Below are 13034 nucleotides of genomic sequence, written 5' to 3'. Positions count from 1 at the left end.
TCCCTATTTTTGGGAAGCTGCAATTTAACCAATAATATGACCTTTGACATCACACCAGATTGGAAAAAAAAGTTAAATCACGAGCTTGAAAAACCTTATTTTAAGGAACTGCTTGAATTTGTATCTGCCGAATATGAGGCGAATGACTGTTTTCCTCATCCCGATAACATATTCAAGGCCTTTGAACTTTCCTCTTTTGAGGAAACCAAAGTGGTAATTATAGGGCAAGATCCATACCACGGTTACGGGCAGGCTCATGGTTTGTGTTTTTCTGTTCAGCCAGAAACCAAAGTTCCACCTTCTTTAGTAAATATTTTTAAAGAAATTAGCGATGATTTAGGGACACCTTTGCCCGGACATGGAAACCTAAAGCACTGGGCAGAGCAGGGGGTATTAATGCTAAATGCCACGTTAACTGTGCGGGCAGGGCAGGCAGGTTCTCACCAGGGAAAAGGTTGGGAAAAATTCACAGATGCAGTCATTTCAACTTTGTCAGATGAGCGGGAAAATCTTGTATTTCTCCTGTGGGGTGGCCCGGCACAAAAGAAAGGCCGTAAAATTGATTCTAATAAACATTTGGTGCTTACCAGCGGGCATCCTTCTCCATTAGCCGCGAATAGAGGCTATTGGTTTGGAAACAAGCATTTTAGTAAGACAAATGAATTCCTTCGTTCAATTGGAAAAGAACCCATTGCGTGGTAACTAGAACCTGTAGCCTACGTTAACCGTGGGAAGCAGGACGATATCGGGAGAATTTTTGTCAAACAGGTTTCTGCCTATTCCAAAAGATAGATCAACAAGAAAGCCCTGTTTGGCAACAAATTTTCCGCCTACACCTATTCCAATAGCGATATCGGTATATTCAATAAATACTTCCTTTTCTTCTAACTCTCCTGTTTCGGAATTTGGAAATTTTCTTTTCACTTCATTATCTCCGTTGGAAAACATCCCAAAAGCTTCAGCATAATAACCCCAGGCGGTGTTTTCTTCCTGTAGGAAATATTTAAATTTTCCGGTAATAGAGAAATCCTTGGTGTAAATTTTTGAAAGATCTACGTCCTCTCCTTCGTTCTTATTAAAGACCTTGGAGAAAATTTCTACCCCGGCTGAGGCGTGATCGTTAATTATTCGCTCGTATCCAACATCAAGGGCACCAAATACCAATAAGTTGAGTACGTTTAAATGCACTTCGCTATAGGTAGTATCTCTCTTGAAAATGTTTTCCTCCTGAATTGCAGAATCTATTTCAATATCGCCTGATGCTTGTGAAAACGCTCCTTGCTGGGCAACAACAGGTGTAGCCAAAAGCAGGAGTGTCAAAAATGTCAAAATATTTGTCTTTTTCATATCGTTTAATGGGGTAAAAAGTAGTGACTGTCTTGAGCTTCTGGGATAAGATCTAGCTCCAGGAGCTGCTCCTGTACCTTCTGGATCTCAAACACAGAGATTTGTTTTTGGCTCCAGGTGGTGATCTTTAGCCACTGCTCAATATCTTCCACCTTTTGCTCATATTTATTGGCCAGTGCCAGTTCTACTTTTGGAATTTGCTTGAATTTTTTAGTGACCTCATTTAGCGTCTTGAGCATGGTGAGAATTCCGGCCTGATCATTCTCTAACACATCTTTTCTAACAGCAATTACAAAGCAGGACCAGGGGGTGGGACAATCTCCTATTCTGCGGAAAATGCCTTCATCTACCAGAGGTTTTGTGGTAAAATGCTCCCACATAAAGTAACCGGCGCTGCCATACTGTAAAGCTTTAATAGCTCCGTTAATATCTCCCACTACTTCAAATTGAAGTTTTGAGGTATCCCAACCCAAATTCCGGGCGTTTACATAGGCCATCAAGTGAGAACCCGATCCATACCGGCTAATGGCTACTTTTTGATCCTTTAATTGCTCAATGGAATCAAAATTAGATTCTGCTGCCACGTGGATCCCCCAGATAAGGGGAGAAGCGATATATTCCTGTACAATCACGGCTTCATTACCATTGAGTATATCTTTGATAATACCTTCAGTAAGAATAACGGCAACATCAATCTCTTTATTTCTTAAAGCCTTGCACATAGCCCCGGTACCGTCGGGAAAATCGCGCCAGCTAAGATTGAGACCGTTGTTATTAAAAGTTCCATCATCAATACAAAGGTGCCATGGCAGGTTGAAATGTTCTGGCACTCCTCCAACTTTTATATTTCTCATGAGGCATGTTTTTCTTTGAGGTACTTGTATATTTCGTACTGTGATCTTATTTCTTTTTCTCCCGGTTTGGGCGCTACAAAATTATTCTTTTCTGTGGGATCCTGAATTCTCGCTTTTACATTATCCTTGAATTGTATTTCGAGAATATCTTTAAATTCCTTTGCGATATCTTCATCATAGATTGGGGCGATCACTTCAATCCTGCGATCCAGGTTTCGTGTCATCCAGTCTGCACTACCAAAAAAGAGTTCTTCTTTTCCATCATTTTCGAAGATGTAAATGCGGCCGTGTTCTAAAAAGCGGTCAATTATGCTGGTCATATAGATGTTGCCGCTAAGGTTCTCAACTCCGGGCACCAGGCATGTAAAGCCCCTAACCAGCAGTCTTATATCCACACCTGCCTCACTGGCGTCATATAAAAGGTCGATGATCTCCTTATCTTCAAGACTGTTCATCTTAGCCTTGATCCCGGCTTTTTTGCCAAGTTTTTTATTCTGAATTTCCCGATTGATCATGTCCGCAAAAGACTTCCTGGTCGAAAAAGGCGAAATAAGAAGATGTTTTGCACGTGGGATAATTAGTTCCCCTTCAAGTACCATGAAAACCCGTGAGAGCTCGCTCGTTAGCTTCTCATGTGCGGTAAATATTGCATGGTCACAGTAAATTTTTGAGGTCTTGCTGTTAAAATTACCTGTACCAATATATGCGTAGTCTTTTAATTCTCCATTCTCTTCCCTGGAAACCAGCAGGATCTTGGAGTGTACTTTAATTTTGGGATAACTATAGATAACTTTAGCTCCTTCTTCTTCAAACTTCCTGCCCCAGTCGATATTATTCTTCTCGTCAAACCTGGCTTTAGCCTCAATAAAGACAGTGAGTTTTTTGCCATTTTTGAGTGCCGAGAGAAGGGCAGAAGTAACTACAGATTCATCGGCAATCCTGTAAATGGAAATTTTTATTTCCTTTACCTGTGGGTCATGAGCGGCTTGCTGTATGAAGCGTTCAACATATTCAAAAGACATGTAAGGAAAATGAACCGACTGGTCTTTTTTGGCAATAACCTCAAAATAATTTTCTGCAGTTTCCAGCACCGAATGTTTCACAGTGGGCCATTCTTCAAAATGTAAGGCCGGATTATTCGTGGGATCCGGGAAAGAAAAATAGTCGCTGAAATTGTGATATCTGCCACCCGGCATCATGTCAATTTTCCCAAGCTTAAGCCGCTTCCGAAGTATTTTTTGATCTTCTTCCGGCATATGGGAGTCGTAAAGCAGTCTGGTGGGTTGGCCATCGGTGCGTTGTTGGAGAGATTCGTAGATCTTCTCGGCCAGCAGTCCGTCTATTTCATCATCGATATACAACTCGGCATCCCGGGAAAGCTTGATCTCGTAAATTCCGGTAATTTCTTTATCAGGAAATAGCTTCGGTACATTTACTTTTACAATATCATCTAAAAAAGATATTTTGTACTCCTCTGTTTCCGAAGAAAAAGTGATAAACCTTTCACATTCATCTGTCGGAATATTTACAACTCCAAACTCAGATTTATCCCCAAAACACACCATGAAGTAGAGACTGTTATTCTCCAGGAAAAGCTCTTCACCACCATAAGAATTTGTTGTAGTTGAATTGATGCACTTTCGTATTTTCTTAAAATACCTGTGTGCAAATTCTTCCTGGTGCTCATTGTAGTCTTCCCTGTGAACCAGGTGTATACCTGCGGTCTCCAACTCGGGGATGATCTCTTCTCTATAGATCTTGCCAAACTTTTCCTGTTGCTCCCTTACTTCTTTAAGGATTTCCTTTACCGTCTTATTAGGTTTTAAGGCGAGCTTTTTCCTGATGCTTTTCTCCACACGTTTCATTTGCCTAAGCTGGGAAACGCGGACCCGAAAATATTCATCAAGGTTCATCGAGAAAATAGCCAGGAACTTTAGTCGCTCATAAAGAGGTGTAGTTTTATCCTGTGCTTCCTGTAGCACTCTTTCATTAAAACTTAACCAATTTAAATCGCGGTGCCTTTTAATTTTCTCTTCAGGCTTTAACATACGGAGGGGTTTCCTCAAAAATACAAATATGAGGTACGATGGCTTTTAATATTCTGTTAAATGAAATTAGGCTGATACTATCCTGTCCAGAGCATATTTTATGGTGTTCTCTACTGCCTGTGCACCATCTTTGGTAAAGTTTCCGGTTGCACGGTTCGCGATGATGGCATTAAGAGATAAAGCTTTATGACCTAACATTGCTGAAAGTCCGAAAATAGCCGAAGTTTCCATCTCCAGGTTAGTGATCTTTTTTCCTTTAAAGCTAAATGTTGCCAGTTTATCTTTCATGTTGTCATCTCTCAAAGGAAGTCGGAGAACACGACCCTGCGGTGCATAAAACCCGGAATTTGAACCGGTAAAACCTGCAAATACCTGTTCGCTCATAAATTGCTCTACCAGTGAAGCATTGGCCGGCACTACATAAGGTTTACTGTTTCTTTCATAAGTGCCAAGATGCTCTTCTATGGCCTCATTGAAATCCTGAAGTTGTACTTCATCACTTTGGTAAAAGTGGAGAAGGTTATCAAAACCAACGGCCATCTCGCTCACTACTATAGAATCTACAGGAATGTCTTTTTGAATAGAACCCGAAGTTCCAATTCGAATGATATTGAGGCTGGTTTTTTCGGCTTTCATGTCGCGGGTCTCAAAGTCAATATTAACGAGTGCATCAAGTTCATTGAGTACAATATCAATATTGTCTGTACCAATTCCTGTGGAGATCACCGATATTCTTTTACCCTTATAAATTCCGGTTTGGGTGTGGAACTCTCTTTTTTTGACGGCTACTTCTACCTTATCAAAGTGCTTAGTAATTTTATCTACCCGGTTTTGGTCTCCTACCAAAATAACGGTATCGGCAAGATGTTCGGGTTTTAAATTGAGGTGATATATGCTGTTGTCTTTGTTCAGAATTAATTCTGATGCTGCTAAATGATTCATGTTATAATTTTAGTAGATCGTGTGAAACCGGGTCGTAAAGGAAGTCGTACTTTCTTACGCCGCCGTAGTATTCGTCATCTTTTAGATTCTGGTAATAATTTTTGGTTCCTTTTAATGCTTTAAGGCCATCTTCATTCAGTTTTAATTTTTCTGCTGAAGTTTCATAGAAAGGGCTAAGCTTCTCAAGGATCCGCTGCATCTGTACATCTACATAGCCGTAATAACCCTGATATTGAAGGGCATAGCCTAAAAGATGATGCTGCGATTTTATGTCGTGTTCTTCTATGAGTTTTAGAACGTTGATTTCCAGGGTGTTCAATCCCGTATTTATATTAGGAAAGCGCTCAATATGGGCTCTTATAGAACTTGACAGATATTCAAAGTTTGTGGTCTTCTTGATTTCTGACATAAGCCGTTTTGGGTTTTTACTGCAGTACAGTTCCCAAATTAATTGTGCGGTTTGAATATCGGCCTTTTCAAGTGGAATTCTATGTTTATAATGTTCGTTGAGATTTTTGTCTGAAAGTTGCGAAAGGGCAGTCATTTCTACCTCGCCTTTCAGTTTACGGCTGCAAACTAAGGAGAAAGGTCCATTTTTCTTATTCTGAAGCAGGAAGCTAATGAGGGCAAGCATGTTCATGTGTGAAAAGAGGTCGAATTCAAACCACAGCACTATTTCATCATAACTATTGATGGCAGCCAGTTTTGCCAGTTCGCTCAGGAATTCCTCCTGGTACCGCTCTTCAGAAATATTGTACTTCTCAAGAAGAAAGGTCTTTCTGCGCAAAACAAACTCTTCGTCTCCCACATCAAACGTTGTAGGGCCTTCACATAACATTTCCCTCCAGGTGATCACATCTCCGGGAATTGCAAGATTGGTAATTTGTTCCGAAAGGTCGTCCCCGTTGGTAATATGTAGTATTTTCTTTTCCTCCATAAAATATCTTTAACCTCCAATGCGCTTTACTTTGTAACCAAGCTCTCTAAGGTAAGACATTACTTTATCTCTAACATCTCCCTGAATTATAATTTCACCATCTTTAACAGAGCCTCCCACACCGCATTTCTTTTTCAGGTCTTTACCCAGGGCATCGAGATCTTCTTGCGGGCCAACATACCCCTTTACCACGGTCACTTTCTTTCCTGCCCGCCCCTTAGAGCTATAATGGGCTTCGAGAAGTTGATCTTGTGGCGCTAAACTTTCTTCCTGCTCTTCATTGTGGCTTTCAGGAGTAAAATCTTTATCTGTAGAGAAAACAAATCCTCCCAGGTCTTCCAGCCCCATCTTTTTCTTAGCCATAAAAACTATTTTTTGAGTCCTATTTCTACCAGCCGTTGATGAAGGAATTCTCCGGCAGTAATATGGGGGTAAGCTTTTGGGTGTTCATCATCTATACACTCTTCAAGACAATTTAATGGCATTTCACTACGAGGGTGCATAAAGAATGGAATGGAATACCGCGGATTGCTCCATTGCTCTTTTGGCGGATTCACCACCCGGTGTATCGTACTTCTCAGTTTGTTATTGGTGTGCCGCTCCAGCATATCTCCCACGTTAATGACCAGCTCATCTTCCTGCGGAATAGCGTCTATCCATTCCCCGTCTTTTCTTAACACCTGAAGCCCTCCGGTAGAAGCCCCCATTAAAAGTGTGATAAGGTTGATGTCTCCATGAGCTCCGGCTCTTACTGCGCCTTTAGGCTCTTCGGTGATAGGAGGGTAGTGAATGGGTCTCAAAATGCTGTTCCCGTTGCTGGCCCAGTGGTCAAAATAAAATTCGTCGAGGCCAATGTATAATGCTAGAGCCCGTAACACGTAGATCCCCGTTTTTTCCAGCATTCTGTATGCTTCCATTCCGGTGTGGTTAAAATCGGGCAGCTCTTCTACCTGCACGTTTTCAGGATATTCTTCAGTAAGATCTGCATCTTTTGAAGGCTCCTGTCCAAAATGCCAGAATTCTTTAAGATCTCCCTCTTTCTTCCCTTTTGCGTGCTCTTTTCCGAAGGAAATATATCCACGCTGGCCGGCAAGCCCCTCAATTTCATACTTCTGTTTGGTTTCAAGCGGAAGGGCAAAGAAATTCTTCACTTCTTTATATAGCTCATCCACAAGATTGTCACTCAAAAAATGGTTTTTTAAAGCAACAAAACCTATTTCTTCGTAAGCTTTACCAATCTCATTTACAAATTTTTGCTTTCTCTTTGGGTCATCAGACAGGAAGTCGGCCAGATTAACGCTGGGAATATTATTCATCTCCATAGGATCATTTTTTAGATACCACACAAAGTTAAATAAAATCCCAAGAGTGTCGTGGGCTTTAAATTTTTCTTAATAACAACGAATCCTATTTTAAGTACATTTGAGGAACCAATGCTTAATTATGAAAATTAAAGAAACTTCATTTCAACCTGATATAGAATTCGACAGAACAAATTTTAATGACGAGCAGCTCCTCACTTTTTACAGGGAATTGCTTAAGCCCAGGCTCATCGAAGAGAAAATGCTGGTGCTTTTACGCCAGGGTAAAATATCAAAATGGTTTAGCGGGATAGGCCAGGAGGCTATCTCTATTGGAGTCACGCTTTCTCTTCAAAAAGACGAATACATCCTGCCCATGCATCGCAACCTTGGGGTTTTTACGGCCAGAGAAATTCCGTTGTACAGGTTATTTGGCCAGTGGCAGGGAAAAGCTTCGGGTTTTACCAAAGGACGCGATCGCAGTTTTCACTTTGGTACGCAGGAATATAAAATTGTGGGTATGATCTCACATTTGGGGCCTCAGTTGGGGGTTGCCGATGGCATCGCTCTTGCACATAGGCTTCAAAAAGAGCAAAAAATCACTGCAGTTTTTACAGGCGAAGGTGGTACGAGTGAAGGAGATTTTCACGAAGCGCTAAATATTGCTTCGGTATGGCAGCTGCCGGTGATGTTTTGTGTAGAAAATAACGGCTATGGGCTTTCAACTCCCACTTCGCAGCAGTATAATTGCGAGAATATTGCCGATCGTGCTGTGGGTTATGGTATGGAATCACATATTATTGACGGAAACAACATTTTAGAGGTCTACGGAAAGGTTTCCCGGTTGGCTGAAAGTATGCGGAAAGATCCGCGCCCCGTATTATTGGAGTTCAAGACCTTTAGAATGAGGGGGCATGAGGAAGCCAGCGGAACAAAATATGTTCCCAATGACCTGATGGAGCAGTGGGCAATAAAAGATCCTGTAGATAACTTCCGGGAATTTTTGTTAGCTGAAAAAATTCTTTCTGAAGATCTTGACAACCAATACAAAGCGGAAATCAAGCAGGAAATTGATGAAGATCTAAAAAAGGCAAATGCCGAAGCTGGTATAGATTTCAATGAAACTGAAGAGTTAAATGATGTGCGCCAAAAGTTTGATTATGAAGAATTTACACCTTCCGAAGAAACAGAGGAGCTTAGGTTTATAGATGCTGTTTCTCAGGGATTAAGGCAATCAATGCAGCGGCATGAAAACCTCGTGCTCATGGGGCAGGATATAGCTGAATATGGAGGTGTCTTTAAAATAACCGAAAATTTCTTCGAAGAATTTGGGACCGAACGGGTGCGTAACACTCCTATTTGTGAGTCGGGGATAGTAGAATCCGCAATGGGTCTTTCTATAAAAGGAATGAAAGCGATGGTGGAGATGCAGTTCGCCGATTTTGTGAGTTCCGGGTTCAATCCTGTAGTAAATTACCTGGCAAAAGTGCATTACCGCTGGAACCAGCAGGCCGATGTGGTGATTAGAATGCCTTGTGGTGCAGGTGTAGGAGCCGGCCCATTCCACAGTCAGACGAATGAGGCCTGGTTCACCAAGACTCCTGGGTTAAAAGTGGTGTATCCGGCGTTCCCTTATGATGCAAAAGGATTACTTAACACAGCTTTTAATGATCCCAATCCGGTACTTTTCTTTGAACACAAGGCGCTATATCGCAGCATAAGACAGCAAGTACCTAAAGATTACTATACCTTACCCTTTGGAAAAGCAGCTTTACTGCGCGAGGGCCGGGATGTAACAGTGATAAGCTTTGGCGCGGCGGTGCATTGGGCGCTGGAGACTCTCGACGCTCACCCCGATATAGATGCCGATCTTCTGGATTTAAGAAGCCTGCAGCCGCTGGATACTGAAGCCATATTTTCTTCGGTAAAGAAAACAGGGAAAGTAATTATCCTTCAGGAAGATAGTGTCTTCGGAGGAATAGGTTCTGATATTGCAGCCATGATAGCCCAGGAGTGTTTTGAAGCTCTCGATGCGCCGGTAATGCGGGTAGGAAGCCTTGAAACCCCAATACCATTCTCAAAAGCTCTCGAAGAAGGCTACCTTCCAAAAAAAAGATTTGAGGAGAAAATTCTGGAGTTATTGAAGTATTAAGAAAGAATTGGCGGGAACCTGGATTTGTTAGGATTTCTTTACAAAAAACTTGTTAAATAAGTAATAATCTTTTGTCTGCCGCAAGGTCTCAACGTAATTTAGAGTAACTAATCACTAAAACTTTAAATTATGATACGATTAATCGTTATCTTTTTAATCATTGCAATTATTGCTGCCATCTTTGGTTTTGGAGGGATTGCAGAAGGAGCTGCCGATATTGCGCAGATCATCTTCTACATCTTCCTTGTACTACTTGTGATCGCGTTGATAAGTAGACTTTTTAGAAGGTAATTGTAGACAGTATTATCCAATGTCTTCCAGGTTTTAGAACCGGGGCATTGGATTTTTTTTCACTCAGTAAAAACAGAAGAATGAGAAAGATTGTTTTTTTTATTTTAAGTGTGGCTTTTCTTGTCTCTTGCGGTTCAGGTAAGGTGGCAAACGAGGCCAGGGCAACTATTGGAGGAGACTGGCAATTAACCAGCATCACATATCCTGGGAATGAGCAAGATTTACAGGTTTCCCTTTTAAACGATATTCCTTCTAGATGTCTTGAAGGTAGTACATGGAACTTTATTTCGAATAACAATACCGGTTCTTACGTAGTATCCGGGCTTAATTGTCCTTCGGAAACAGAATTCTTTATCTGGTCTGTAGATGGATCGAATGCCCAAATGGGTAATTACGACCTCATGTTTAAACCTACAAATTCCGATCATAAATCAGAGACCGGTAACCGTGGGTACAGGATCAACCTAACACATCTTTCCGGCAATCAAATGACCTGGGAACAAACAGTGTCTTTTGAAGGCAAACCGTTTACAATTAAAATGAACTTTAATAAATAATTGAGAATACTATGAAAATGAGACAAAACAGATTATTTGCTTTTTTATTTGCTGCCCTTATCATGTTCGTGGGTTGTGATGCTACAAGAAATGCCAATAACAAACAAAAAGGAACCGTTATAGGTGCCACAGGTGGTGCCGTGCTTGGCGGGGTTGTGGGTAATAATGTAGGAGACGGTAATACTGCACTGGGCGCCATTATTGGTGGTGTTGTAGGTGGTGCTGCCGGAGCTTATATTGGTAACCGAATGGATAAACAAGCTCAGGAAATTGAACAGGAGATCCCCGGAGCTGAAGTTGAAAGAGTTGGTGAAGGTATTAACGTGACCTTTGATGAAACCAGCGGTATTTACTTTGCTACAGAAAAATATGCTATTGAAGGACAGTCTCGTGAGGCACTTCAAAAGCTTGCCAACATTCTGCAGGAATACCCCGATACAAATATTTTAGTTGAAGGGCACACAGACAGTACCGGTAGCGATGCTTACAACCTTACGCTTTCTAAGAACAGGGCACAGGCTGTAACAAACTTCCTTACCAGCCAGGGAATTTCTGGCGGAAGGATCGACACCAAATGGTATGGTGAGTCTCAACCTAAGTACGACAATTCTACTGTAGAAGGACGTTCAAAGAACCGTAGAGTTGAGCTTGCAATCGTTGCCAACGAAGAGCTTAAAGAAGAAGCAAGAAGACAGGCCGGTAATTAAGAGTCCGGTTCAAAGTAAAAAAACCCGGTTTTTCCGGGTTTTTTTATATCAAATATTATCTGAAAAATGAGCAACCGAATCATCATCGCAGGGGGCGGACTCGCAGGTTTAACTGCCACCATTCACCTGGCTCAAAAAGGGCAAAAAATCACTCTTTTTGAGAAAGATACTTTTCCGCGCCATAAAGTGTGTGGGGAATATCTGTCCCGCGAGGTGATTCCTTATTTTGATGAGCTAAAAATCCCGTGGAGGGATCTAAATCCGAAAAAAATAGACAGGTTGCGTTACAGCACGCCTTCCGGAAAGGCTATGGACGTTGATTTACCTATGGGTGCGCTTGGCGTGAGCCGCTACGCCCTTGATAACCTGCTTTTTGAAACAGCTAAAGCCAACGGCGTGGAAGTTCTCCAGGAAAAGGTGCTGGAAATGACATTTTTGGAAGGTAAGTTTCGGGTAGTTTCTTCAAAAGCTGAATATACTGCAGATTATGTTTTTGGCAGCTTCGGAAAAAGATCGCTGCTTGATAAGAACCTGGAACGGAATTTTTTTAAAGAATCCGCACCTTGGGTCGCAGTCAAAAATCACTATCGGCTGAAGGATTTTCCTGATGACCTGGTAGGTTTGCACAACTTTAAAGGCGGTTACTGCGGACTCTCCCGAACCGAGAATGGAAATATCAATATGTGTTATCTCGCCACCTATGAGAGCTTTAAAAATTACAAAGATCCGGATAAATTCAATGAAAAAGTACTTCGGAAAAACCCCTTTTTAGATAGGTTTTTAGCCGAAGCTGTTCCGGTATTTGAGAAACCGCTCACTATCGCACAGATCTCCTTCAGCAAAAAAGAAGCAGTGAAAGATCACGTACTTATGCTGGGAGATGCCGCAGGGCTTATACATCCATTATGCGGTAATGGAATGGCCATAGCGATCCACAGCGCCAAAATAGCTTCCGAAGAATTTATAAAACATATTGATACTCGAAGCCATCGGCAGGAAATGGAAACTGCTTACAAACAGCGGTGGGAAAAAATATTCAGCAGGAGATTTAAAACCGCATCGCTGCTTCAAAAGGTGCTGTTAAGAGAAAACCTGGCAGAAATTTCTCAGGCTTTAATTTCTAGAGCTCCGTTCCTTTTGCCCAAAATCATAAAACAAACACATGGAGAACCTATAGCGTAATGGTGAACACCAAAGAAAGATCCAGCCAAAAAGAGATCATGGATGATCTTGAGATGCAGGGGGAAGAACTGGAAAAGACCCTGCAAGACCTCGACACTGTGAACCAGTGGTTAGGCGGCAATAAAATTACGGTAAAAGGGGTGGAGAAACTTCTTAAGAGTTGCTCTTACACAAAACCGGTAAAGATCATTGATGTGGGCTGTGGTAACGGCAGCATTCTTAAAGAAGTAGCAAAGTATGGGCGAAAGACCGGGCAAAAATTTGAACTGCTGGGAATTGATGCGAACAAGAACGCTATGGAGATTGCAGAGAAAAATTTAGCTGCTTATCCTGAAGTCTCTTTTAAAGGAATGGATGCTTTTTCGGAAGAATTTGCGCGGCAGGAAGCAGACATAATTTTGTGTACCTTGACACTGCATCATTTTTCAAATGATGAAATAAGGGAATTAATGAAGGTTTTTACTCAAAAAGCCGGGCTGGGAATAGTTATTAATGATCTTAAAAGAAGCAGAAAAGCATACTACCTTTTTCAGGCGTTTTGTAAGGCTTTTGGAATAAGGGAGATCAACCGCAAAGATGGGCTCACCTCTATTTTGAGAAGTTTCAAAAAAGAAGAGCTGCAGGCATTTGCAAAAGACCTGGCGGTGAGTAGGCAGGAGATCAACGAAAAATGGGCTTTTAGATATCAATGGATCATATATAAATCATCATAAAGA

General features: G+C 41.6%; 14 protein-coding genes. 7 read left to right on the top strand and 7 right to left on the bottom strand.

What is annotated here, in order from left to right; translation table 11 throughout:
* Positions 1-36: 36 nt before the first annotated feature.
* On the top strand, positions 37-702 hold the full coding sequence (locus tag ACQ93I_RS07725; RefSeq protein ID WP_266068271.1) for a uracil-DNA glycosylase: 666 nt from the start codon (positions 37-39) through the stop codon (positions 700-702).
* Here the strand turns inward: ACQ93I_RS07725 and ACQ93I_RS07720 are convergent, their stop codons facing one another.
* From ACQ93I_RS07720 to ACQ93I_RS07690, 7 genes are all read right to left on the bottom strand, one after another.
* Positions 703-1347 carry a hypothetical protein gene (locus ACQ93I_RS07720; RefSeq protein WP_431697943.1) on the bottom strand — a complete coding sequence of 215 codons (645 nt, stop codon included), beginning with the start codon at positions 1345-1347 and terminating at the stop codon, positions 703-705.
* A 5-nt stretch (positions 1348-1352) separates the two neighbouring features.
* Positions 1353-2201: a substrate-binding domain-containing protein gene (locus ACQ93I_RS07715; RefSeq protein ID WP_431697942.1), complete on the bottom strand. Its 849-nt coding sequence runs from the start codon at positions 2199-2201 to the stop codon at positions 1353-1355.
* Positions 2198-4249 (bottom strand): polyphosphate kinase 1, encoded by a 2052-nt coding sequence (gene ppk1, locus ACQ93I_RS07710; protein ID WP_431697941.1) that lies wholly within the window; start codon positions 4247-4249, stop codon positions 2198-2200. Before ppk1 ends, ACQ93I_RS07715 begins: the two co-directional genes overlap by 4 nt.
* A gap of 66 nt (positions 4250-4315) precedes the next feature.
* Positions 4316-5191 carry a nucleoside phosphorylase gene (locus ACQ93I_RS07705; RefSeq protein ID WP_431697940.1) on the bottom strand — a complete coding sequence of 292 codons (876 nt, stop codon included), beginning with the start codon at positions 5189-5191 and terminating at the stop codon, positions 4316-4318.
* 1 nt (position 5192) lies between these two features.
* Positions 5193-6128 carry a DUF1835 domain-containing protein gene (locus ACQ93I_RS07700; protein ID WP_431697938.1) on the bottom strand — a complete coding sequence of 312 codons (936 nt, stop codon included), beginning with the start codon at positions 6126-6128 and terminating at the stop codon, positions 5193-5195.
* Positions 6129-6137: 9 nt separating this feature from the next.
* Positions 6138-6491, bottom strand: a complete 354-nt coding sequence (locus ACQ93I_RS07695) for a translation initiation factor (RefSeq protein ID WP_266068265.1) — start codon at positions 6489-6491, stop codon at positions 6138-6140.
* Positions 6492-6496: 5 nt separating this feature from the next.
* Positions 6497-7444: an isopenicillin N synthase family dioxygenase gene (locus tag ACQ93I_RS07690; RefSeq protein ID WP_431698119.1), complete on the bottom strand. Its 948-nt coding sequence runs from the start codon at positions 7442-7444 to the stop codon at positions 6497-6499.
* Positions 7445-7571: 127 nt separating this feature from the next.
* On the opposite strand from ACQ93I_RS07690, the gene ACQ93I_RS07685 reads away from it, so the two are divergent.
* The 6 genes from ACQ93I_RS07685 (at position 7572) to ACQ93I_RS07660 (ending at position 13031) form a co-directional block, all read left to right on the top strand.
* Positions 7572-9581: an alpha-ketoacid dehydrogenase subunit alpha/beta gene (locus tag ACQ93I_RS07685; protein ID WP_431697936.1), complete on the top strand. Its 2010-nt coding sequence runs from the start codon at positions 7572-7574 to the stop codon at positions 9579-9581.
* A gap of 129 nt (positions 9582-9710) precedes the next feature.
* Positions 9711-9872 (top strand): DUF1328 family protein, encoded by a 162-nt coding sequence (locus ACQ93I_RS07680; protein ID WP_029033028.1) that lies wholly within the window; start codon positions 9711-9713, stop codon positions 9870-9872.
* A gap of 80 nt (positions 9873-9952) precedes the next feature.
* Positions 9953-10429 (top strand): lipocalin family protein, encoded by a 477-nt coding sequence (locus tag ACQ93I_RS07675; protein ID WP_431697935.1) that lies wholly within the window; start codon positions 9953-9955, stop codon positions 10427-10429.
* A gap of 11 nt (positions 10430-10440) precedes the next feature.
* Positions 10441-11136, top strand: a complete 696-nt coding sequence (locus ACQ93I_RS07670; protein ID WP_266068261.1) for an OmpA family protein — start codon at positions 10441-10443, stop codon at positions 11134-11136.
* A gap of 66 nt (positions 11137-11202) precedes the next feature.
* Positions 11203-12318, top strand: a complete 1116-nt coding sequence (locus tag ACQ93I_RS07665; RefSeq protein ID WP_345598608.1) for an NAD(P)/FAD-dependent oxidoreductase — start codon at positions 11203-11205, stop codon at positions 12316-12318.
* Positions 12318-13031 carry a methyltransferase domain-containing protein gene (locus ACQ93I_RS07660; RefSeq protein WP_431697933.1) on the top strand — a complete coding sequence of 238 codons (714 nt, stop codon included), beginning with the start codon at positions 12318-12320 and terminating at the stop codon, positions 13029-13031. The genes ACQ93I_RS07665 and ACQ93I_RS07660 overlap by 1 nt, the downstream gene beginning before the upstream one ends.
* Positions 13032-13034 lie beyond the last annotated feature (3 nt).

This window comes from Salinimicrobium sp. WS361 (genome assembly GCF_050750585.1).
Lineage (GTDB): Bacteria > Bacteroidota > Bacteroidia > Flavobacteriales > Flavobacteriaceae > Salinimicrobium.
The sequence above is the reverse complement of the archived record's forward strand: the minus strand, read 5'-3'. Positions and strand labels throughout refer to the sequence as shown.

Coding starts and splice junctions, on each gene's coding strand:
- ACQ93I_RS07725 (WP_266068271.1), top strand. CDS start 37: ATGACCTTTGACATCACACCAGATTGGAAAAAAAAGTTAAATCACGAG.
- ACQ93I_RS07720 (WP_431697943.1), bottom strand. CDS start 1,347: ATGAAAAAGACAAATATTTTGACATTTTTGACACTCCTGCTTTTGGCT.
- ACQ93I_RS07715 (WP_431697942.1), bottom strand. CDS start 2,201: ATGAGAAATATAAAAGTTGGAGGAGTGCCAGAACATTTCAACCTGCCA.
- ppk1 (WP_431697941.1), bottom strand. CDS start 4,249: ATGTTAAAGCCTGAAGAGAAAATTAAAAGGCACCGCGATTTAAATTGG.
- ACQ93I_RS07705 (WP_431697940.1), bottom strand. CDS start 5,191: ATGAATCATTTAGCAGCATCAGAATTAATTCTGAACAAAGACAACAGC.
- ACQ93I_RS07700 (WP_431697938.1), bottom strand. CDS start 6,128: ATGGAGGAAAAGAAAATACTACATATTACCAACGGGGACGACCTTTCG.
- ACQ93I_RS07695 (WP_266068265.1), bottom strand. CDS start 6,491: ATGGCTAAGAAAAAGATGGGGCTGGAAGACCTGGGAGGATTTGTTTTC.
- ACQ93I_RS07690 (WP_431698119.1), bottom strand. CDS start 7,444: ATGAATAATATTCCCAGCGTTAATCTGGCCGACTTCCTGTCTGATGAC.
- ACQ93I_RS07685 (WP_431697936.1), top strand. CDS start 7,572: ATGAAAATTAAAGAAACTTCATTTCAACCTGATATAGAATTCGACAGA.
- ACQ93I_RS07680 (WP_029033028.1), top strand. CDS start 9,711: ATGATACGATTAATCGTTATCTTTTTAATCATTGCAATTATTGCTGCC.
- ACQ93I_RS07675 (WP_431697935.1), top strand. CDS start 9,953: ATGAGAAAGATTGTTTTTTTTATTTTAAGTGTGGCTTTTCTTGTCTCT.
- ACQ93I_RS07670 (WP_266068261.1), top strand. CDS start 10,441: ATGAAAATGAGACAAAACAGATTATTTGCTTTTTTATTTGCTGCCCTT.
- ACQ93I_RS07665 (WP_345598608.1), top strand. CDS start 11,203: ATGAGCAACCGAATCATCATCGCAGGGGGCGGACTCGCAGGTTTAACT.
- ACQ93I_RS07660 (WP_431697933.1), top strand. CDS start 12,318: ATGGTGAACACCAAAGAAAGATCCAGCCAAAAAGAGATCATGGATGAT.